Raw genomic sequence first — 18,966 nt, 5'->3', positions numbered from 1 at the left:
AGGTTACCCACGTGTTACTCACCCGTCCGCCGCTAACATCCGGGAGCAAGCTCCCTTCTGTCCGCTCGACTTGCATGTATTAGGCACGCCGCCAGCGTTCGTCCTGAGCCAGGATCAAACTCTCCGAAAAAGTACAAAACCGAAGTTTTGTTTTTCGCCAGTTTGACTGACTACCTATGATGTTTCATAGGATTTTTTTATAAAAACTCGAATTAACAGGTACGTTTTGTCTTGTTTAGTTTTCAAAGATCACGTTTCAAAATGGAGCGGGTGATGAGAATCGAACTCACGACATCAGCTTGGAAGGCTGAGGTTTTACCACTAAACTACACCCGCGTGATTTGTATTGGCGCGCCCGAGAGGAGTCGAACCCCTAACCTTTTGATCCGTAGTCAAACGCTCTATCCAATTGAGCTACGGGCGCTTAATCAGGCGACTTAATTATCTTAACATATCGTTTTTATCAAGTCAACATCTTTTTAAAATTTGTTTGTCGCATGTGTTTGAATGTCTTTGTTTCAAATACGTCATCAGCGACGAATAAAAATATACCATGGATCACATAAATGGGTCAATACATTTTTCTAAAAAAGTTTCATATTTTTTAAGAAGTAGTTTTTTCTTAGATAAATAGAGATGCAATAGCCCTATTTTCTTCTCTTTCTTCATAATTCTAATGATTCTTAAATAAAATCTTTCTAAATCCAAAGGAGGACAAAACATGGTCACATAGAATTTTTATTTATTGGAAAATTCTTAATATTTTCCAAGCATTTAAAGGAGGTAGGAGATGATGAAAAAGTTCGTCGCTTTTCAAATCATGATCGCTTTGGTGATAGGAGCTCTTATCGGCCATTTCTTTCCTGACTTCGGGATGGCACTGCGGCCAATTGGAGATGGATTCATCAGATTGATTAAAATGATCGTTGTTCCTATCGTTTTCTCTACCATTGTTATTGGTGCAGCTGGCAGTGGCGGTATGAAGAAAATGGGCAGCCTAGGATTAAAGACGATCATTTGGTTTGAGGTCATCACAACCATCGTTCTAGGAATTGGTCTATTGCTGGCTAATGTTCTAAAGCCTGGCGTTGGCCTTGATTTCTCTAAATTAGCTAAGAAAGATATTGGTGAATTAGATGGCTATACGCAGAAAGTCGTCGACTTTAAACAAATGGTACTCGATATCATTCCAACGAATATCGTCGATGTCATGGCTCAGAATGATTTACTTGCTGTCATTTTCTTCGCCATATTATTTGGTGTAGCCGCAAGCGGCATCGGTAAAGCATCCGCTCCTGTTCTCACCTTCTTTGAATCAGTGGCACAAATTATGTTTAAGCTAACGCAGATGGTCATGGTGACAGCACCTATTGGAGTTCTTGCATTAATGGCTGCTTCCGTTGGCCAATATGGCATTGTTTTATTAATCCCAATGATGAAGCTTGTCGGGACTGTATTTTTAGGATTATTCATTATTCTCTTTGCTTTGTTCCCTCTGGTCGCACTGATCTTCCGTTTTAACTACTTCGAAGTTTTAAAAATGATTTGGGATTTGTTCTTAGTTGCCTTCTCTACTACAAGTACAGAAACTGTCCTTCCTCAGCTTATGTCACGAATGGAGAAATACGGGTGTCCAAAAAGAATCGTCTCCTTTGTCATTCCATCTGGTCTCTCTCTCAATTGTGATGGATCAAGTTTATATTTATCGGTTTCCTGTGTGTTTCTTGCACAAGCGTTTGGTGTCGACATGAGTTTGTCACAGCAGCTTTTGATGATGCTTGTTCTTGTGTTAACAAGTAAAGGGATTGCAGCAGTGCCATCCGGTTCACTCGTCGTTCTTTTGGCAACCGCCCATGCAGTAGGTCTTCCAGCAGAAGGCGTCGCCATTATCGCCGGTGTTGATCGAATTATGGATATGGCACGAACAGGTGTGAATGTTCCAGGGCATGCCGTTGCATGTATTGTCGTATCGAAATGGGAAAAAGTATTCCGTGAGTCCGCATGGGAAGTTCCAAAAGCAGGTGAGGAAACAAAAGGGATGTAATGTTATATGAAGGAAAGGGGCTCCCCTTTCCTTTTCTTATGATAAAAATGCTTGCTTTAGGACCGCTTTGCCTTGAGGTTGCAGCTGCACTTCTGCATATGCGCCATTAATCAGCGTCATTTGTGGCGGGATATGCCCACAATCTATATCGTAGAAAATGGGGATTTGTAATTCCTTTTGTAATTCTTCATATACGTCCCGATAATGATACCCTTCTACAGGCACATCAACTGCACTTCGCCCAAACATGATACCTGAACAGTGGTCAAACCACCCTGCTAGTTTTAATTGAACAAGTGATCTCTTCATGCTGGTAGCATTTAATGCGCAGTTTTCGAAGTACCAGAGAATCGGTTCACCTTTTATGAATGTTTCCTGAAAAGCTTTAACGTCTCCAAAAGGTGTCCCCGCTAAGTGACGTATGATATCAATGCAGCCTCCCATCAGTCTTCCCTTCACCGCCTTCTCCTGCGGATGAACCGTGCGCCATCTTGTAGGCTCTGTTAAATGAAAGACATGTTGACTCGGGGTGTCATGCTGCCATTCCTTTTGATACTTATATGAAGAAAACTGAGTAATGTCCATCTCCTCTTCTGTGGAAAGCACTTTTTCCCACATAGCAGTCGTTTGATCAGACTCTTCCCCTCGTAAATCCACTAAGTTTGGGCCATGTGCTGTAGCAATGCCTGTTTTTAATGTAAATGCCAGCAAGAGTGCACTCGTATCTGAGTAACCAAGAATCCACTTTTTGTGCATCGTTGAGAAATCAAGGTGCTCTAGCACTTCCATCAAAAGCTGTCCTCCCCATGGCGGGATGATGTGGTCAATCTCATCGCACGTCATCATATACTGAAGCTCGTTTGCTCGTTCTATGGCAGGCGCTGATTTTGCCTTTTCCTGGTGCCATACCGTCTCTCCACATATAACATCATAGCCTCTGTTTTTCATTCGATCACATGAGAGCTGAAACATGTCATGCAAGGATGGCTGTACACCTGAGGAAGGTGCTGTGACACCAATCGTTTGTCCTTTTTGTAAATGCGGAAATTGTATCATCCTGTTTCCCCCATCCTCTCTCAATCTCTCAAACCTACCCATTTTAAAGAAAATGCCCCTTTTACAAGGGACATCTCCTCTTATTCCTTTTGACGCAGCACAGTATAGACCCCTGCAAATATACATAGAATTCCAATGAATGAGCGTAATCCCATTTCTTCTCCCAAAAGCAGCCAGCCAAGAATGGCACCTACGATCGGTTGAAAGAAAAAGAATAGACCTCCGCTTGAGGCATCCATCAATTGAAGCCCTCTATTCCACAAAAAGAATGCTAAAGCTGTTGAAATGATGCCTAGATAAAGAATACCGCCCCAAATCTCTGGCCTTGCCATCTGCTCCACATCTAGGTGAGGTAAACGAAATAATACTGGCGGTGTTAAAACAATGAATGCAATGATGATCGCATATGTGGTTGTCACCACCTGAGGGTATTTTCCTGGAACTCGTTTTAGCAAAACAGACATAAGCGCCCATGTTAAAGCAGCGATGATCAATGAAAGACCGCCAACAAATTCATCTGTTTGCACTGCGACTGGTCCAATCATGAGCAATACACCTGCTGTAGCAAGCAGGATGGATGCGCACTTTCGAACAGTCATGGCTTCTTTTAATAAAAAGAACGCAAACAGCACCATAAACGCAGGTGTTGCAGATGTGATAACGGCCCCCATTTGTGCAGACGTATACATCGTCCCGATTTCTTGGGTCACGATGGAAAGAAAATTTCCGATCAGCCCAATCACCACTATAAGTGGGATATCTTTTTTATCTAATCGAAAGGAATAGCCCAAGCGCCAAATGGTGAACACCAAAACGACTCCTGCTACAGCATATCTCATCCAAACGAGCTCAAGTGGCGGAACAACCGCTACTGTTACTTTGACAACAACGTACATGCCGCCCCAAATACTTGCAGCGATTGCTAGGTAAAGGGCGCCTATATATTTTTCATTCATCTTTTTCCCTCCGTTACTGGATATTTTGATGACCATATCCACAAACGGAGATCACTCTCCGTTATGGACGGAGGGCATTTGGAACATCATGTTCAAACAAAGGCTTCCATAGCATTGCCGTCACTCCAATTATTTTTATTTTCTGATACTTTATAACAAATTCTGGTTGACTTCAATCCTTTTTTGTCACCTTTTTTCTTCATATAATAGAAGATAAGCGGCTATTGACATGCTGAATTCGTTTTCATATAGTAAGTAAAACTATAGGTGGTCACGCAGAAAAGGAGTAGAGGTCGTTGGATATTGAAGCTAGAAAACACATTCCCAGCACGGAGCATGAACCATTTCTCGAGGGAATAAAAGATTGTGTGCCAACCCTGCTTGGTTATATGAGTATTGGGTTTGCCTTCGGAATTGTTGGAATTAGCGCACAGTTGAGCTTATGGGACATTGCGCTTCTATCAATCTTTATTTATGCAGGTGCTTCACAGTTTATTATCTGTGCACTGCTTGTCACTGGAAGTCCCCTTTCCGCTATTATTCTCACTACATTTATTGTGAATCTGCGTCATTTATTGCTCAGCCTGACGCTGGCTCCTCATTTTACACGCTACTCTGTGAAACAAAACATTGGATTCGGTCTATTGCTGACTGATGAATCCTTTGGCGTAGCCATGAATAAATTAGCTCAGCAAGGAAAGCTGAATAATCGGTGGATGCATGGGCTAAACATAACGGCTTATTTGTGCTGGATTGCTGCCTGTATACTTGGCGGCATTTTTGGACACTGGATTTCAAATCCTGAAGCCCTTGGTCTTGATTTTGCCCTTTCCGCTATGTTTGCTGCGCTGTTGGTTCTTTCTTTGCAAACTGTGCCTAAAAGTAAGTTAACCCATCGCCTGTCACTTGTTTTGTATATGGTCGTTGCAATGTTTGTTCTGCTTCATTTTGTTCCCTCACACGTGGCTGTTCTGTTAGCCACCATGATTGTCGCAACCATTGGGGTGGTGACAGATAAATGATCAGCAGTTTTATGATATGGCTGATTCTCGGCTGTATGATTGTAACCGTCATTCCAAGGGTCGTTCCCTTTTTATTTGTACGAAGTATCGAGCTGCCTGAAGTGGTGCTCAAGTGGTTATCGTTTATTCCCATTTGTATCTTTACAGCTTTGATTGCTGAACATCTGTTCATTCATACCACAACAGGCGTCACCATTCACTGGATGTACCTTGCTGTCTTAGTTCCGACCGTACTGATCGCTATTTGGACAAAAAGCTTGTCACTTACTGTTCTTGTAGGCGTCATGCTGATGGGAACTGCTAGATGGTTTTTCTAAAAGAAAAAGCTTAACCGCATGTGGTTAAGCTTTTTTCTTATCAGGAATTCATCATCAGGGCATGCCTTAGATGGTTTATGTAGCTTTCTGAAAGCTACTCGTTTAGTTTATTCTTCACATCCCCTTTTTTATCTTGAAGCTTTCCTTTGGCTTGATCCTTTTTCCCTTCTGCTTTCAGGTTTTGATGATCTGTTGCTGCGCCAAGCTTTTCTTTCACTTGACCTTTGACTTGATTTGTTTTTCCTTTCGCTTTATCCATATGTCCTTTTTCTTCACTCATTTGTTCCACCTCCACGTTTGATACTATTCATTTAGCCTTTTTGACAGATACAAAACATCTGAATGTGCGATCCAAGAAACTACAGCAACATGAAAATCCAGCCAAGGCCGGCTGGATTAAAAATAATGATCTATAAGATAGACTTAAAAGCTTTAACCTGTTTTACTCTGATCGTATTCAACCAGATCACCTAGAATTTCGTCAATCTGATTCATCATCGCAGTTTCAATTTTCACCTCAGATGCTAAAGCATTCTCCCTCACCTGTTCTGGACTAGAAGCACCGATAATTGCTGCAGAAACGTTCTGGTTTTGCAGTACCCATGCTATCGCAAGCTGAGCGAGAGTAAGATCAACCTCTTGTGCGACGGGCTTAAGCTTTTGGATCGCCTCTAAGGTGTTATTATTCATCCAGCGTTGAGCAAGGTTTTTAAAAAAAGGTTTTCCAGCAGATGAGTTAGCACGCGAATTAGTCGGAAGTGATTTTCCTGGGAGATACTTTCCAGTAAGGATCCCCTGGGCCAAAGGCGACCATACTACCTGGCCAAGTCCTTCACGCTGGCAGGTCGGTATTACATCACTTTCAATGATTCTCCATAACATGGAGTATTGAGGTTGGCTGGCGATAAGGGGGACATTTAGCTCTCGTGCAAGCGCTGCCCCTCGAGTAATTTGTTCTGCTGTCCACTCACTTACACCAATATAGTTCACTTTACCCTGTCTTACTAGATCTGCGAAAGCTAACATCGTTTCTTCCAGAGGTGTAGTTGGATCAAACCTGTGTGCATAGTAAATATCAATATAATCCGTTTGTAAACGTCGCAAAGAGGCATGACAGTTTTCCAAAATATGCTTGCGTGATAATCCTCTATCGTTTTTCCCAGTACCAGTTGGATGACATACTTTTGTACAAAGTTCAATACTCTCCCGCCGGATCCCTTTTAAAGACCTGCCTAGTATCTCTTCAGCCTTGGTGTCTGAATAAACATCAGCCGTATCAAACGTCGTAATACCAACATCAAGAGCAGCTTTCACACAATCATGGGCAGTTTCTTCATTTATCTTACCACCATGATTAATCCAGTTTCCGTAAGCAAGTTTACTAATTGTTAATCCACTAGATCCAAGTTTACTATATTCCATAACAATGCCCTCCTTTTGAAAGAATACTTTCATTATAAAAAGAGGTCGTTAATATGTATAATATATATATTCAGATAAATATATATATATTTTATATAATTAAAAATATTTCCATTAAAAAAGCGCAAAACTGTTTAATAACAATCCTTCGTAATCATTTTACACAATAAGCAAGTATGAAATTTATAGGGGGGCATAAAAAATGGATCTGAGACAAATACGTTATTTTATAATGGTTGCTGAAGAACTAAATTTTAGCCGGGCAGCTGAACGTCTTAAAATGGCACAGCCTCCATTAAGTCAAGAAATTCGTAAATTAGAAGAAGAGTTAGGTGTTACGCTTTTTCACAGAACGAGAAGACAGGTTAAACTTTCAGATTCGGGGAGAGTATTTTTAGAAGAGGCCCGCCGTACGCTTCTTCAAGTAGATAGAACGATTAAAGCAACACAACTTGCAGATGACGGAAGGATCGGTCAGTTAACGATCGGTTTCGTAGATTCTACTGATATTGTGATCGATATTATTAAAAGGTTTCGAGAAAATTTCCCTAACATCCATCTTGTCTTATGTGAAATGGCTACAGAACAGCAGTTAAAAGCACTATATAAGAAAGAAATTCAAATAGGATTTATTCGTTCTAACCAAAATAATAAGATACTTACCTCAGAAATTTGTTGTGAGGAATCATTAAGCTTGGTTTTGCCAGAAAATCATCCTTTAGCTTCATTTCCCAAAGTTCCAATTCATTTATTAGCCAATGAACCATTTATCATGTTTCCACGTCATCTAGGTGCAGCATTTTATGATTTAATTATCAGCTACTTTTGGGAAAATAGCATAAGTTTAAACGTAGTTCAGGAAGCTATTCAGATGCATACGATTGTGAATTTAGTTGCTGCAGGAATGGGAATCTCTGTGGTTCCATCCTCAGTAGAAAGCGTAAAACGCGCAGGGGTTGTTTATAGAAAAATCCAAGAAACTACACCAAAAGTTAATTTATATGTTTCATGGAGACAAGATGATACATCAACCGTCGCTGACCACTTTTTAACAGTTGTGAGAGAAGCTTATTTAAGTTCTCAGTCTAAATCATGAAGATCCAGCCAGGGTCAGCTGGATTAAAAAATACTTATCTATAAGACAGGCTTAAAAGCTTTCACCTGCTATGTACACGTTTCAGGTATGATAGACATAATGGAAAGAAGGGTTGGTGTTCTATGATTATAGCTGAAAACTTATTCACCGTTCGTGACTTGACCTATCGTATTCGTTCTGCTGCAATTGGCGATGCCAAGCAGTTATCAGCTCTCAGACTGAAAATTGATGGTGAAACAGAATATTTAGACCGTGAACCAGGCGAAGCCTTTCTTCATGAAAAAGATTTTGAGATTTTGATTCAAGAGGATGCCAAACAAAGCAGGCATTTATTTTTGGTCGTTGATATTGAAGGAGAGATTGTCGGTTTCTCTAGATGTGAGGGACATTCACTCAAGCGCTCTGCTCACAAAGTGACATTTGGCATCGCCATACAAAAGGATGCCTGGGGCTATCACATTGGCAAAGAGCTTTTAGCCGCTTCTATTGACTGGGCTGATCAGCAAGGCATCCAGAAGATGTCACTTCACGTGCTGGAAACCAACCAAAAAGCCATTCGGTTATATGAGCGCCATGGCTTTCTGATTGAAGGGGTATTAAAAAATGATAAACGGCTGGCAGATGGACTTTATTACAATACTGTTGTGATGGGCAGGCAGAGGCCAAGCTTCTGACTACTTACATCACATAGCCCCATACCATTGAAATCGCACTGTATATCAGAAGCAGCCCCATGACAAACTGGAACGGTTTTTCGTAAGCAGTCAAAAAGCGCTTATATAAAGAGCCAAATAGGCTCCAGCTGAATGTACCGAGAAAGCCAATAAGTGCGAGAATCAATGTCCATATCACATAATGCATATTAGATTGTCCATATGGCAAAACAAAGGTTGAAATCACGGTCAACCCATACAAGATCGCTTTTGGGTTGATAAATTGCAGCATCATACCAGGAACAAAATGATTGTAGCGGTCAAGGGTTTCGTCATCCCCGCCTTTACTTTTCATGATTTTGACAGCTAAATAAATCATGTATGCGGCTCCGATGAACGCCATGACCCAGCCTATTTTAGGCATCACTTGATAAAGAATGATATTAAAGAAGCAACTCAAACACAAAATGACGAGAAATCCGATACCCACACCTAAACAAAATCGAAATGTTTGCTTGACCCCATACTTATTCGTAAAGACCATGGCCATGATGTTGTTTGGCCCCGGGGTAAAGCTGCTCACAAAAGCATAGATCAACATAGAAAGAATCAAGTTGCCGCCTCCCTCGTGCGTTATTAAGACTTTAATTACTTTATTACGTATGTTACGTTTTATTGTAACGTTTGGTCTTTATAAAGTAAATAGAGAAAGGAGTTTTTTCATGGAAGATGTACAATCGATTATTTCTAAAAATGTGAGGCTTCTTAGAGATCAAAAAAAATTAAGCCTAGAAAAGATGGCAGAATTAACTGGTGTCAGTAAAACCATGATTGGACAAATTGAAAGAGGAGAATCAACCCCTACCATCACGACTTTGTGGAAAATCGCCAACGGATTAAAGGTGTCTTTTAGTGAGCTCATTTACGCACCACAGCCTGAAATCAAGGTGGTACGCAAGGAAGATGCACAGATTTTAACGGAAGATGACGGGAGATATCGTGTGTATACGACTTTTCCCTTTGATGACCGGGGAAAATTTGAAGTGTACCGAGTAGAAATTGATCCTGGCGGGTCGCTGCATGCGAATGAACATATTGGCGGAACAGAGGAATTGATCACTGTTTTTGAGGGAGCGCTTGATATATCCATTGGTGATGAGCAATACAGCTTAAAGGCCGGCGACTCCATTCGTTTTAAAGCGGACCGTTCGCATGCATATAAACAAACCGGAGAACAAATGGTACGGCTGCAAATGATTCTTTATTATCCTCATGAAAAAAGCTGACAGGCTTGTCCACCTGTCAGCTTTGCGTTTTATTTAATTAAATCCCGGATCACGTACAACCGTTCCAGTAAATGTGACTCTGTATTTTCCTAATCCTAATTCTTCAATAGAGGTTTGTTTTAAAATACCGACCCAGCCATCCTTTGCATAGACAATACTTTCTGGGATGTTCGAGGTCGTATACGTTCTTGTTTCTGAGACAGTTCGACTCGCCTGAACGGTTATTTCACTTTTTGTTTGCTCCTTTGCTTCCACTGGAGCAGCTGTGACCCCGGCACCTGTTAAGACAATTGCTCCAACCAAAACTGAAGACATGACCTTTTTCATAAAAAAAATCCCTCCCTTTTTTTGTTGAACATATTAACCATACCATAATTTAGTCCTTTTATAAGTTATTTTTTCATTTTTTTGAAAATTATGATATGATTGTCTTATGTTGGATAGAGAGTGTTCTATACTTCTATGCTTTTATCCTCATCTCATTCCGTCAAACAATTGTGAACGGAGGTGATTTCATGAAAAAATGGCTCATCTGTTTTCAACTTGTTTTCCTCTTCACCTTGACGACCACACCACTTGCTTCTGCTGCTTCATGTCCTACAGTGAAACCTTGTGTTATTGATCCTTAAGCATCAAAAAGGTCGATCAAGCCTATGCACTTGATCGACCTTTTTCGTTATGCTTGCTCTGCTTCCCAGCGGGCAATCTCTTCTCTTACTTTAGGAGCGACTTCTTTTCCAAATAACTCAATGGCTTTTAATACTTGATCATGCGGCATGGAACCAACCGGTACATGAAGCATAAAACGCGTGATTCCTACATTTTTTCTAAGGTGAATCACTTTCTCTGCCACTGCATCTGGATCTCCTACATACAGCGCGCCTTCTAACGTTCTCGCTGCATCAAATGTAGAACGAGTATATGGACCCCAGCCTCGCTCTCTTGCTAATGTGTTCATCACATGCTGTGTGGAAGGGAAGAATTGGTCTGCTGCAAGATCTGTTTCTTCCGCAACAAATCCATGCGAATGTGACGCTACGGTTAATTTCTCTGGGTCATGTCCAGCGTGCACTGCCGCTTGCTTGTACAGCTGTACAAGCGGTGCGAACTGTCTAGGACTCCCGCCAATGATAGCAAGTACTAGCGGCAGCCCCAATAATCCAGCACGTACAACAGATTCACGGTTTCCCCCACTGCCGATCCAGATTGGAAGCGGATCTTGAACGGGTCTTGGATATACCCCAACATCTTCAATAGATGGGCGATGCTTTCCGCTCCATGTGACACGCTCGGACTGCTGTAATTTGAGCAGCAAATCAAGCTTTTCTTCAAATAATTCTTCATAATCATTCAGGTCATAGCCAAAGAGCGGGAATGATTCAATAAATGAACCACGGCCTGCCATGATCTCTGCACGCCCGTTGGATAGTCCATCTAATGTTGCAAAATCCTGAAAGACACGAACAGGATCTGCTGATGAAAGGACTGTCACTGCACTTGTCAGGCGGATATTCTTTGTTTGTGTTGCCGCAGCCGCTAAGACGACAGCTGGATTCGATGCAGCGAAATCTTGTCGATGATGCTCACCCACTCCAAATACATCAAGGCCGACTTGATCTGCTAAAATAATTTCTTCGACTACTTCTCGAATACGCTGTGCGTGACTGACTGTTTTTCCTGTTTGAAAATCAGGTGTTGTTTCTACAAATGTACTAATTCCTAGTTCCATGAGTGGAACCCCCTATCTTATAAGTATGTTACGAATTCAGAGACTGGTTTTCTGTAGCCTCTCGCTTGTCTGCTCTCTACTTTTTCTTTTCCGAGTGTGATCATTAATACAGGAACCAAATCCGACTCGATATTTAACACCTTTTTCATGACATCAGGGTCAAAACCGATCATTGGGCACGTGTCCCATCCCTTGTTTTTGGCGGCGAGCATAAACAGCATCGCAGATAATGAAGCATTGCGGATCGCCTCTTCTTTCTGAAAATCCGCTCCTCTCTGTTCATAAAAGCTCATCGTCTCTCTGACCATTTCTTCGTATTGCTGCGTGTTTAAAATGCCAAGCATTTTCAGACCTTCATAGATGTTCCCCGCTTGCTGATAAGCATTTGGGTCTCCAAGTACAATAATTGCTGCTGAGGCGGAATGCACTTTATATTGTCCAAATGCAGCTTCTCTTACTTGTTCTTTGAGACCTTCTGTTTGAACGACGACATATTGTGTGTGCTGTAAGTTAAAAGCAGATGGTGCCATTTTGACCTCTTCAAAAATGCTGTTAAGCTCTTCTCTCGAAATCGAGATATTTGGCAAAAAGTTTGATGCGGATCGTCTTTCACGTACCAATGTATCAAAGCTGAGTGTCATCTTGTTTCCCCTTTTCGTGAAGTTGTTTTGCACCTAAACCGATTTTTTTTAGTAATTCAATGAGCCGTTCTTTTTCTTCTTTTTCAATAAAGGATAGATTTTGCGAAATGACAGCAGTGTGTTTAGGAAAAATGTCGTCAAACAATTGCTTTCCTTTTTCCGTCAGCAATACATGAAATACACGTTTATCAGAGGGTGCACATTGCCTTTTCACCAGCTCTTGTTTTTCTAGTTTGTTCACGACATATGTCATGCTTCCACTTGGGATTGACAGGATGTCGCTGATTTTTTGGACAGGATGCGGCCCCTTACTATAGAGCAATTCAAGGATCTGAAAGTTTTCAAATCCGATATCATAACGTTCAATGTCTGTTTGGATATTTGTAAAAAGAGCTTGATAGGCTTTCATCCACACGCGGAATAGCCTTAAGTCTAATTCATATTCATGCTGCACCATGGCAACTACTCCTTTTTTCAAGAAATCCTAAAACTAGGATAAATTTATCCTAACACTAGGATATTTTATTGTCAACGAGTTTGTTTCATAAAAAAAAGACCACCTCAGGTCAGTGATCCTCTTCTTTTAAGACAAAATGCATTTCAGCTATCTGCTTGTATTGTCGTACTTCTTTTAATGAAAACCTGGATTCCATATCCGCTGGGGAAAACAGAGGAATGCCTCTCCCAATCATGACAGGTGCGATTTGAAGGTAAAGCTCATCAACCAATCCTGCTTTTATGAAAGACTGAAGCAGTTCCCCGCCGCCGACAATCCAGATATGCTGACCTGGTACATCTTTTAATTTTTTCACAAATGATAAGATATCTTCTCGAATGATATGAGTTCCTTTCAGACTGTCTTGTAAAGTACGTGACATGATATAACAAGTCTTTCCTTCATAAGGAAACTCATCTGGTGACAGCTGAAGAACCTGTTCATATGTATTGCGCCCCATGATCAGCGTATCAACTGACGCATAAAAGTCATCATAGCTCGTTTCTTCCTCGCCCTCTGTCCCTATTAGCCAATCGAGCCGGTGATCCTCTCTCGCTAAATAGCCATCGATACTCATCGCCCCATAAAAAAGCAGCTTCCTTTTCTGACTCAATCCCATCACTCCTTACCCTAAATAAGAACATATATTCTATCCCCATTGTATCAGAAAGGAAAGACAAAGGATACATGGGTTTGCCATCTTCCATTTTCATGTCTTCAACACCGTGATTCAATAAGGTATCCTCTTCAGGTAATGATATAATAAAATCAGTTCAATCAATGATCATACTTGGAGGAGAGACTGATGATACGACGACTTGATCATATCGTGTTGACTGTACAACATATGGAGGACACCATTCGCTTTTATACAAACGTATTAGGAATGAAGGAAGAAACCTTTGGAGAAGGCCGTAAAGCGCTTCGTTTTGGTTTACAGAAGATCAACCTTCATGAAGCTGGTCATGAATTTGAACGGGCAGCGGCTCACCCACTTCCTGGCTCTAGTGATTTGTGCTTTATCACCGATTTAGATATGGATAGTCTGCTGCTGCACCTTCGCAAGCAAGTGGTTCCTATTGAAGAAGGGCCAGTCAGGCGCACAGGTACATTAGGTCCGATTGAATCTGTTTATATCCGTGATCCTGATCTGAATTTAATTGAAATTTCTCGATATATAGAGGAGGGTGATCCGTCATGACCCGCTTATTTTTGAGACCGATTGAAGAGCAGGATTATCCTGGTATTCAAAGAGGATGCCAGCATGCAGAAACTCTTTATATGACTGGCACACGCAAAACGTTCACACTAGAAGAGATTCGTTCAGCCTATACCCGATTTTTACAAGATGACAGCAGACGAGATTTCGCCATTTGTCTGCTAGACACGAAAGAAATGATTGGGGATGCGGCGATTGTGGACATTGATCCAATTAATCATACGGCAAGCTTCCGCATTGCGCTTCATGGACCAGAACATTTCCAAAAGGGCTATGGTACAGAAGCTGTCCGGATGGTTCAAGCATTCGCCTTTGATACATTAGAACTCAATCGTCTTGAGCTCGAAGTCTTTTCCCATAATCCAAGAGCCTTCAGAAGCTATGAGAAAGCCGGATTTCAATATGAAGGGAAAAGACGCCAAGCACTCTATTTCAATGGAACCTACTCAGATGTGATCATCATGGGCATCCTTCGTGAAGAATACAATCAGATGAACAGTGGAGATGCCCCCGCTTAAGAAGGGTCATCTTTTTTAAAAAATTGAATCGCTGTGACGATGATCAAACAAATCATGGAAGAGAGAACGATAGAGATGCTTGATATACTAAGCGCCATGCCTTCCCATCTGCCAATGAAGAAACTGGATATCAATAAAACCAATCCAAATAGAATGAAGCATATAGGGAGGATTAGCCCCGCATGACGGTGTCTGCGTCTTTTCCCTGCCCACCATGAGAGACACAATACAACGATTGTAAAAATAGCGGTTTGCAGCCAAAACATGTTATTTCACTCCCATTCTCTTTTTTATCTTATAACAATGGAGGTACTACCAATGAACATTAGACCCATTGAGCAAAAAGACAATCCGTATATCGCAGCGATTATCCGCCAGTCACTAGAATCGGCGAATTTGGCGATTGAAGGAACCGCCTACACTGATCCCCACCTTGACCAGCTTTTCGAATACTATCAATCATTGACTCATGCAGCCTATTGGATTGCTGAAGAGAATGGTGACATTGTAGGCGGCGTAGGCATTGCTCCATTTACAAACGACATCTGTGAATTACAAAAGCTTTATTTAAGTCCAAAGGCACAAGGAAAAGGTGCGGGCAAAAAACTGATGGATACGGCGCTGCAATATGCCTCTACATACTACGAAGCATGTTATTTAGAAACCCGCCAGGAATTAACTGCAGCCACCGGCCTTTATCAGCGATATGGCTTTTCTCTTCTCTCTGAACCGATTGATGGCTCTGAGCATTCTGCGATGGATGCTTGGTATCTCAAAACCTTCTCATCATGAGCCATAAAACACTCGATAGGTTTTTGTCCGCTGAAAGCCTAGCTTCTCTGCCAGTTTGATCGAAGCTAGGTGATGGACATCGCAATCCCAATGCGGTGTCCTCTTATTTTCAAGACAGCTCCTGATCATCTGCTGACCTGCCAGCTGCGCCAAACCTTTCCCCCGGCAGGCTTCTTCTGTCCAAATATCGATCTCCACACGATCTTCACTTGAAAAAATGGAGACACATTCACTCACCACGTTCTCTCCATCTAAGATGGCCACTCCGATTCCTTTTGATAGAAAGCAAGCCGCTCTCCCCCAATAGGCTTCGTAATAGCTAGGAGGAAAAGCCCTGCTTGCATTGATCACCTGTTCATTTGTCCGCTCTACTCTATAGCCCGGATGAGGCACATGGACATAAGAATGTGCCTGCGGAAAAACGTACGCATGTCTTTCCATCTCATTTAGATGTGAACCTAGACATTTTTTCATCATCACATCTGTTGATTGATTCGCTGAAAATACGGTAAACCGGCCGTTTTGTCTTCTCTGTCTTTCGTAAACATCCACAATGAAGGCCAAGCAGCGTGACAGCTCCGCTTCTCTCTTGCCTGCAACATAATAAATGCCGCATGCAGCTTCAAGAAAAAAAACAAGAGGGTGCCCTACATCATCTACATAAAGTTGTCCTTGTATGAAACCATCCATGACCGCATCTACAAACACTGGATATGCCGGGTCGATCTGACGAATTCCTTCTTTCATCGATGGTGACCTTTGCTTCTCCAAGAGATGCACAGTGCTCCCTCCTTTCACGAACATGTTCTTTCCTTCCATTATAAATAAAAAGCTGCGCGCATGCAGTGACTCTTTTTACCCTTTACTGTGGAACTACTTGACCATCCCTGCACCTGTCAACATTCTCATCTCCACCGCCATCAATTTAGCCTTTCAATTAGGGGCGGCCGCGTTATATTCGACTGCTTTACTGCAATTGATTATGCCTTATTTCATCGGCATTGCCTTTCTGACACTGACTGGTCATATCATCGCCTTTCTGTTTTACAAAAAGCATCAAAATCAAAAAATGGCAGAAGCATTGAATCATTTGAAGCCGCAGTCTTAAAAAAAAAGAGACCTGGCTTGAAAGGTCTCTTACTTCTTCATTCATTATTCTGCCGCAGGCTCTTCTGCCTTCCCCTTCCAAATAAGGGTTAAGCCTAACCCAAGAAATAAGACAACACCTGCGAATAGAAATGGGAAATGTATATTTTGATCGAATAAAATGCCGCCAAGTGCTGGGCCGAAAATCGTACCTAGGCTTGTGTAGGTGGAGTTCATCCCTGCGACAAATCCTTGCTGGTTTCCAGCGATTTTGGATAAGAAGGTCGTTAATGCTGGTCGCAATAAATCAAACGCAAGGAAAATGACACATGTGACAATCAGTACAACCAAAAAGCCTGAAACGACTGTCGAAACGAAAGCAAGGACCGCACCGACAATCAGGCATAGCTGAATGACTCTTTTCTCCCCTAGGGCATTAACCAGTTTACCAAACACAAGTACTTGGATGATGACCGCCACAATCGAGCTGACGGTAATGATGACGGCAATATCTTTTGGTCCAAATCCAAACTTATGATTTGTAAACAAGCTAAAGACTGTTTCATACGCAGATAGTCCAAAAGCGAGGACAAACACAATGATAAAGGCGATGAGATAGCTTGGATGAATCGATTTTTTCAAATCTTTAAAGAAAGTAGATTCCTTCACTTGACCCATTTGTTTCGCTCGCTCTTCTTTTGTTAATGGCTCCTTCAGCATAAACATAGACGAAATGACGGCAATAAACGCAATCCCTGCTGCAAAGAAGAATGGCAGGCGTACGCCATATTCTGCGATAAATCCACCAATGCCCGGGCCAATAATAAAACCGGTACTAATGGCCGCTGACACATAGCCCATTGCCTTTGATCTTTCTTTAACGGTCGTGATATCTGCGACATAAGCAGTGACAGCCGGCATGATAAATGCCGCACTAATGCCGCCTAGCAGCCTTGCAAAATACAGCACATACACGTGTGTCCCAAGACCGAAGACGAGTTCTGATAACGCAAAAAGAAACAGTCCTGACACAATCATAATCTTTCTTCCGTAGCGGTCTACCCATCTCCCTGCAATAGGTGAAGCAATGAGCTGAGCCACGGCAAACGCCGCCACAAGGTATCCCATCGTACTCCCTGTTAGATGCATTACATTCATGAATAGCGGCATGACAGGAATGATGAGACCGATGCCTAAAAACGCAATAAATATATTACTTAATAAAATAACGAGTACAGCTTTTTGCTCACGAATTGGTTTTTGCATGATGTTTGTTTCTCCTTTACTGACTCACTTGTTACTCATGATGGTTGATTCCGTGAATAAACAATGAGATCGCCTCTTTTTGTAACTCTTTCTTCTGTTGGATGGTGTCACTTTTATATAACACGTCTAATCCGTAAAAAACGGAAAGTAATATTTTCACTTTTGACTCCACATGCTGAATTGACCAGCTGCCATCTTCGTTTCCTTCAAGCAAGATGTCTCTCATCACATCATCAAAATCGGCATCAATCTTGTTCAGCCGTTCCATGACCTCGTCTGATGTAAAGGCACTTGCACAGAATTCCTCACTCGCTCTCATTAATGGGTAGTTAATCCCCATTTGACTGAGCAGCTCTGCAAATCCGGCGAGCTTATCAATGGCCCGGTGCATCGTTTGTTTCTCCTGATGCCACGTCTCCATCATCAAACGGTGATCCTCTTCCATGATATGAAGGAACAAGAACTCTTTTCCTTTAAAATGGTGATAGAGATTGCCTTTACTAACCTCAGCAGCCTCTAGAATATCCCGCACGGATGTTTCTGAATATCCTTTTTTCGCAAATAAATCACGAGAAGCGGTGACGATTTTTTGCTTCGTCTTCTCGCTCTTTCCAGCCCCGCTTTGTGTACTTGTCATCTTTCACAATCCCTTCTACCTTGCTTTTCTTTGCAAGGACAAATCAAAACCGACCAGTTGGTTTATTTTTTTATTATAAATGGATCTTTTTCAAAATACAATGAAAAAGTCATCGAATTCATAAGGAGTGAATCATGTGAAAACAAACAATACAGTCATTTATGCCCTCTCATCATTTAATAATTCTTAATATTTAACTTCACTTAATAATAAGGATTGCCTATAATAGAATAGAGGTGATGTCATTGGATGAGGAAATCATTCATTACGGTAAAAAAATCATTGAATACTCGAATGCACTAGGCTCTATCTATGTAGAAGAGTATCAACGATTTTTAAAACATGAGTATGCAGATTTATCAGCCAAACAAGAGCTGACACTTGAATTATTACGGACAAAAACGAGAACAATCAACGAACTAGCTGATTACTTTTCAATTTCGGCAAGTGCCGCTAGCCAGCTTGTATCAAAGCTTGAGCAGCTTGGCTATGTCAAACGAGAAATTAATCCACATAACCGAAGAGAAATCATTGTTGATTTTGCTCAAAAGGGTCATGACTATCACAAGAATACGGAACAAATTCAATTGCACCTTATTCAAAAATACTATGCAAAGCTTCCAAAAGAAGATTTAAAAACATTATTATCTCTATACGAAAAAATCTATCAGATTGCGAAAGAAGCGCCTTAATTCGGTGTTTCTCTCATCAACATTTAAGCTAGATAAAC

25 protein-coding genes, 2 tRNA genes and 1 rRNA gene are annotated in these 18,966 nt (G+C 41.5%); 11 read left to right on the top strand and 17 right to left on the bottom strand.

Translation table 11 applies throughout. From position 1 onward, the window contains the following. From C6348_RS13740 to C6348_RS13730, 3 genes are all read right to left on the bottom strand, one after another. Positions 1-130 (bottom strand): 16S ribosomal RNA (locus tag C6348_RS13740); the annotation flags it as partial. Between the two features lie 132 nt (positions 131-262). Then, a tRNA-Gly gene (locus tag C6348_RS13735) sits at positions 263-336 on the bottom strand. Positions 337-347: 11 nt separating this feature from the next. After that, a tRNA-Arg gene (locus C6348_RS13730) sits at positions 348-424 on the bottom strand. A 369-nt stretch (positions 425-793) separates the two neighbouring features. Between C6348_RS13730 and gltP the strand changes: the two genes are divergently transcribed. Beyond that, the gene (gltP, locus tag C6348_RS13725; RefSeq protein WP_034666069.1) at positions 794-2,044 is read left to right on the top strand and encodes a glutamate-aspartate/proton symporter GltP; all 1,251 of its coding nucleotides are present in this window, start codon (positions 794-796) and stop codon (positions 2,042-2,044) included. 36 nt (positions 2,045-2,080) lie between these two features. On the opposite strand, the gene C6348_RS13720 is transcribed toward gltP, so the two are convergent. Then, positions 2,081-3,100 (bottom strand): S66 family peptidase, encoded by a 1,020-nt coding sequence (locus tag C6348_RS13720; RefSeq protein WP_106043525.1) that lies wholly within the window; start codon positions 3,098-3,100, stop codon positions 2,081-2,083. Positions 3,101-3,180: 80 nt separating this feature from the next. After that, a complete protein-coding gene (locus C6348_RS13715; RefSeq protein WP_106031704.1) occupies positions 3,181-4,056 on the bottom strand; it encodes a DMT family transporter in 876 nt (291 codons plus the stop codon). A 296-nt stretch (positions 4,057-4,352) separates the two neighbouring features. Here C6348_RS13715 and C6348_RS13710 point away from each other — a divergent pair, with 296 nt between their 5' ends. Beyond that, on the top strand, positions 4,353-5,078 hold the full coding sequence (locus tag C6348_RS13710) for an AzlC family ABC transporter permease (RefSeq protein WP_095286282.1): 726 nt from the start codon (positions 4,353-4,355) through the stop codon (positions 5,076-5,078). Continuing rightward, entirely contained in the window at positions 5,075-5,395 is a 321-nt protein-coding gene (locus C6348_RS13705) for an AzlD domain-containing protein (protein ID WP_034665961.1), read from the top strand. The genes C6348_RS13710 and C6348_RS13705 overlap by 4 nt, the downstream gene beginning before the upstream one ends. Positions 5,396-5,489: 94 nt before the next feature. Here the strand turns inward: C6348_RS13705 and C6348_RS13700 are convergent, their stop codons facing one another. Beyond that, complete coding sequence (locus C6348_RS13700) at positions 5,490-5,675, bottom strand: CsbD family protein (RefSeq protein ID WP_106043524.1); 186 nt, start codon at positions 5,673-5,675, stop codon at positions 5,490-5,492. A gap of 152 nt (positions 5,676-5,827) precedes the next feature. Continuing rightward, positions 5,828-6,817, bottom strand: coding sequence for an aldo/keto reductase family protein (locus C6348_RS13695; RefSeq protein ID WP_034665969.1), 990 nt, complete (start codon positions 6,815-6,817; stop codon positions 5,828-5,830). 202 nt (positions 6,818-7,019) lie between these two features. Between C6348_RS13695 and C6348_RS13690 the strand changes: the two genes are divergently transcribed. Continuing rightward, positions 7,020-7,913 carry a LysR substrate-binding domain-containing protein gene (locus C6348_RS13690; protein ID WP_106043523.1) on the top strand — a complete coding sequence of 298 codons (894 nt, stop codon included), beginning with the start codon at positions 7,020-7,022 and terminating at the stop codon, positions 7,911-7,913. 122 nt (positions 7,914-8,035) lie between these two features. Then, positions 8,036-8,587: a GNAT family N-acetyltransferase gene (locus tag C6348_RS13685; protein WP_106043522.1), complete on the top strand. Its 552-nt coding sequence runs from the start codon at positions 8,036-8,038 to the stop codon at positions 8,585-8,587. Between the two features lie 4 nt (positions 8,588-8,591). Here the strand turns inward: C6348_RS13685 and C6348_RS13680 are convergent, their stop codons facing one another. Then, positions 8,592-9,179 (bottom strand): LysE family transporter, encoded by a 588-nt coding sequence (locus C6348_RS13680; RefSeq protein ID WP_095286277.1) that lies wholly within the window; start codon positions 9,177-9,179, stop codon positions 8,592-8,594. 109 nt (positions 9,180-9,288) lie between these two features. Between C6348_RS13680 and C6348_RS13675 the strand changes: the two genes are divergently transcribed. Next, the gene (locus tag C6348_RS13675) at positions 9,289-9,852 is read left to right on the top strand and encodes a helix-turn-helix domain-containing protein (protein ID WP_034665985.1); all 564 of its coding nucleotides are present in this window, start codon (positions 9,289-9,291) and stop codon (positions 9,850-9,852) included. A gap of 33 nt (positions 9,853-9,885) precedes the next feature. On the opposite strand, the gene C6348_RS13670 is transcribed toward C6348_RS13675, so the two are convergent. The 5 genes from C6348_RS13670 to C6348_RS13650 form a co-directional block, all read right to left on the bottom strand. Then, complete coding sequence (locus tag C6348_RS13670) at positions 9,886-10,179, bottom strand: hypothetical protein (RefSeq protein ID WP_034665989.1); 294 nt, start codon at positions 10,177-10,179, stop codon at positions 9,886-9,888. Between the two features lie 349 nt (positions 10,180-10,528). Then, positions 10,529-11,581 carry an LLM class flavin-dependent oxidoreductase gene (locus C6348_RS13665; protein ID WP_106043521.1) on the bottom strand — a complete coding sequence of 351 codons (1,053 nt, stop codon included), beginning with the start codon at positions 11,579-11,581 and terminating at the stop codon, positions 10,529-10,531. A 17-nt stretch (positions 11,582-11,598) separates the two neighbouring features. Continuing rightward, the gene (locus tag C6348_RS13660; protein WP_106039285.1) at positions 11,599-12,222 is read right to left on the bottom strand and encodes a nitroreductase family protein; all 624 of its coding nucleotides are present in this window, start codon (positions 12,220-12,222) and stop codon (positions 11,599-11,601) included. Continuing rightward, the gene (locus tag C6348_RS13655) at positions 12,206-12,679 is read right to left on the bottom strand and encodes a MarR family winged helix-turn-helix transcriptional regulator (protein ID WP_106031700.1); all 474 of its coding nucleotides are present in this window, start codon (positions 12,677-12,679) and stop codon (positions 12,206-12,208) included. The genes C6348_RS13660 and C6348_RS13655 overlap by 17 nt, the downstream gene beginning before the upstream one ends. 109 nt (positions 12,680-12,788) lie before the next feature. Beyond that, entirely contained in the window at positions 12,789-13,331 is a 543-nt protein-coding gene (locus C6348_RS13650; protein WP_106043520.1) for a dihydrofolate reductase family protein, read from the bottom strand. 192 nt (positions 13,332-13,523) lie between these two features. Between C6348_RS13650 and C6348_RS13645 the strand changes: the two genes are divergently transcribed. Further along, positions 13,524-13,919 (top strand): VOC family protein, encoded by a 396-nt coding sequence (locus C6348_RS13645; RefSeq protein ID WP_034666005.1) that lies wholly within the window; start codon positions 13,524-13,526, stop codon positions 13,917-13,919. Continuing rightward, positions 13,916-14,455 (top strand): GNAT family N-acetyltransferase, encoded by a 540-nt coding sequence (locus tag C6348_RS13640; RefSeq protein WP_034666010.1) that lies wholly within the window; start codon positions 13,916-13,918, stop codon positions 14,453-14,455. Before C6348_RS13645 ends, C6348_RS13640 begins: the two co-directional genes overlap by 4 nt. Here C6348_RS13640 and C6348_RS13635 read toward each other — a convergent pair. Continuing rightward, on the bottom strand, positions 14,452-14,721 hold the full coding sequence (locus C6348_RS13635; protein ID WP_060595619.1) for a YesK-like family protein: 270 nt from the start codon (positions 14,719-14,721) through the stop codon (positions 14,452-14,454). The genes C6348_RS13640 and C6348_RS13635 overlap by 4 nt on opposite strands. A 52-nt stretch (positions 14,722-14,773) precedes the next feature. Between C6348_RS13635 and C6348_RS13630 the strand changes: the two genes are divergently transcribed. Further along, the gene (locus tag C6348_RS13630; protein WP_034666017.1) at positions 14,774-15,247 is read left to right on the top strand and encodes a GNAT family N-acetyltransferase; all 474 of its coding nucleotides are present in this window, start codon (positions 14,774-14,776) and stop codon (positions 15,245-15,247) included. Here C6348_RS13630 and C6348_RS13625 read toward each other — a convergent pair. Continuing rightward, positions 15,242-16,027, bottom strand: a complete 786-nt coding sequence (locus C6348_RS13625; protein ID WP_106043519.1) for a GNAT family N-acetyltransferase — start codon at positions 16,025-16,027, stop codon at positions 15,242-15,244. The two genes, C6348_RS13630 and C6348_RS13625, sit on opposite strands and share 6 nt — an antisense overlap. A gap of 97 nt (positions 16,028-16,124) precedes the next feature. Here C6348_RS13625 and C6348_RS13620 point away from each other — a divergent pair, with 97 nt between their 5' ends. After that, positions 16,125-16,355 carry a hypothetical protein gene (locus tag C6348_RS13620; protein ID WP_223251570.1) on the top strand — a complete coding sequence of 77 codons (231 nt, stop codon included), beginning with the start codon at positions 16,125-16,127 and terminating at the stop codon, positions 16,353-16,355. 44 nt (positions 16,356-16,399) lie between these two features. Here C6348_RS13620 and C6348_RS13615 read toward each other — a convergent pair whose 3' ends face one another. Together C6348_RS13615 and C6348_RS13610 are read right to left on the bottom strand one after the other, a co-directional pair. After that, positions 16,400-17,599 carry an MFS transporter gene (locus tag C6348_RS13615; protein WP_106043518.1) on the bottom strand — a complete coding sequence of 400 codons (1,200 nt, stop codon included), beginning with the start codon at positions 17,597-17,599 and terminating at the stop codon, positions 16,400-16,402. A 31-nt stretch (positions 17,600-17,630) separates the two neighbouring features. Further along, positions 17,631-18,236, bottom strand: coding sequence for a TetR/AcrR family transcriptional regulator (locus C6348_RS13610; RefSeq protein WP_060595616.1), 606 nt, complete (start codon positions 18,234-18,236; stop codon positions 17,631-17,633). A gap of 239 nt (positions 18,237-18,475) precedes the next feature. Between C6348_RS13610 and C6348_RS13605 the strand changes: the two genes are divergently transcribed. Beyond that, complete coding sequence (locus tag C6348_RS13605; protein ID WP_106043517.1) at positions 18,476-18,928, top strand: MarR family winged helix-turn-helix transcriptional regulator; 453 nt, start codon at positions 18,476-18,478, stop codon at positions 18,926-18,928. Positions 18,929-18,966 lie beyond the last annotated feature (38 nt).

The organism is Bacillus sp. YBWC18 (genome assembly GCF_002998775.1).
In the GTDB taxonomy this organism is placed as follows: domain Bacteria; phylum Bacillota; class Bacilli; order Bacillales; family Bacillaceae; genus Bacillus.
The sequence above is the reverse complement of the archived record's forward strand: the minus strand, read 5'-3'. Positions and strand labels throughout refer to the sequence as shown.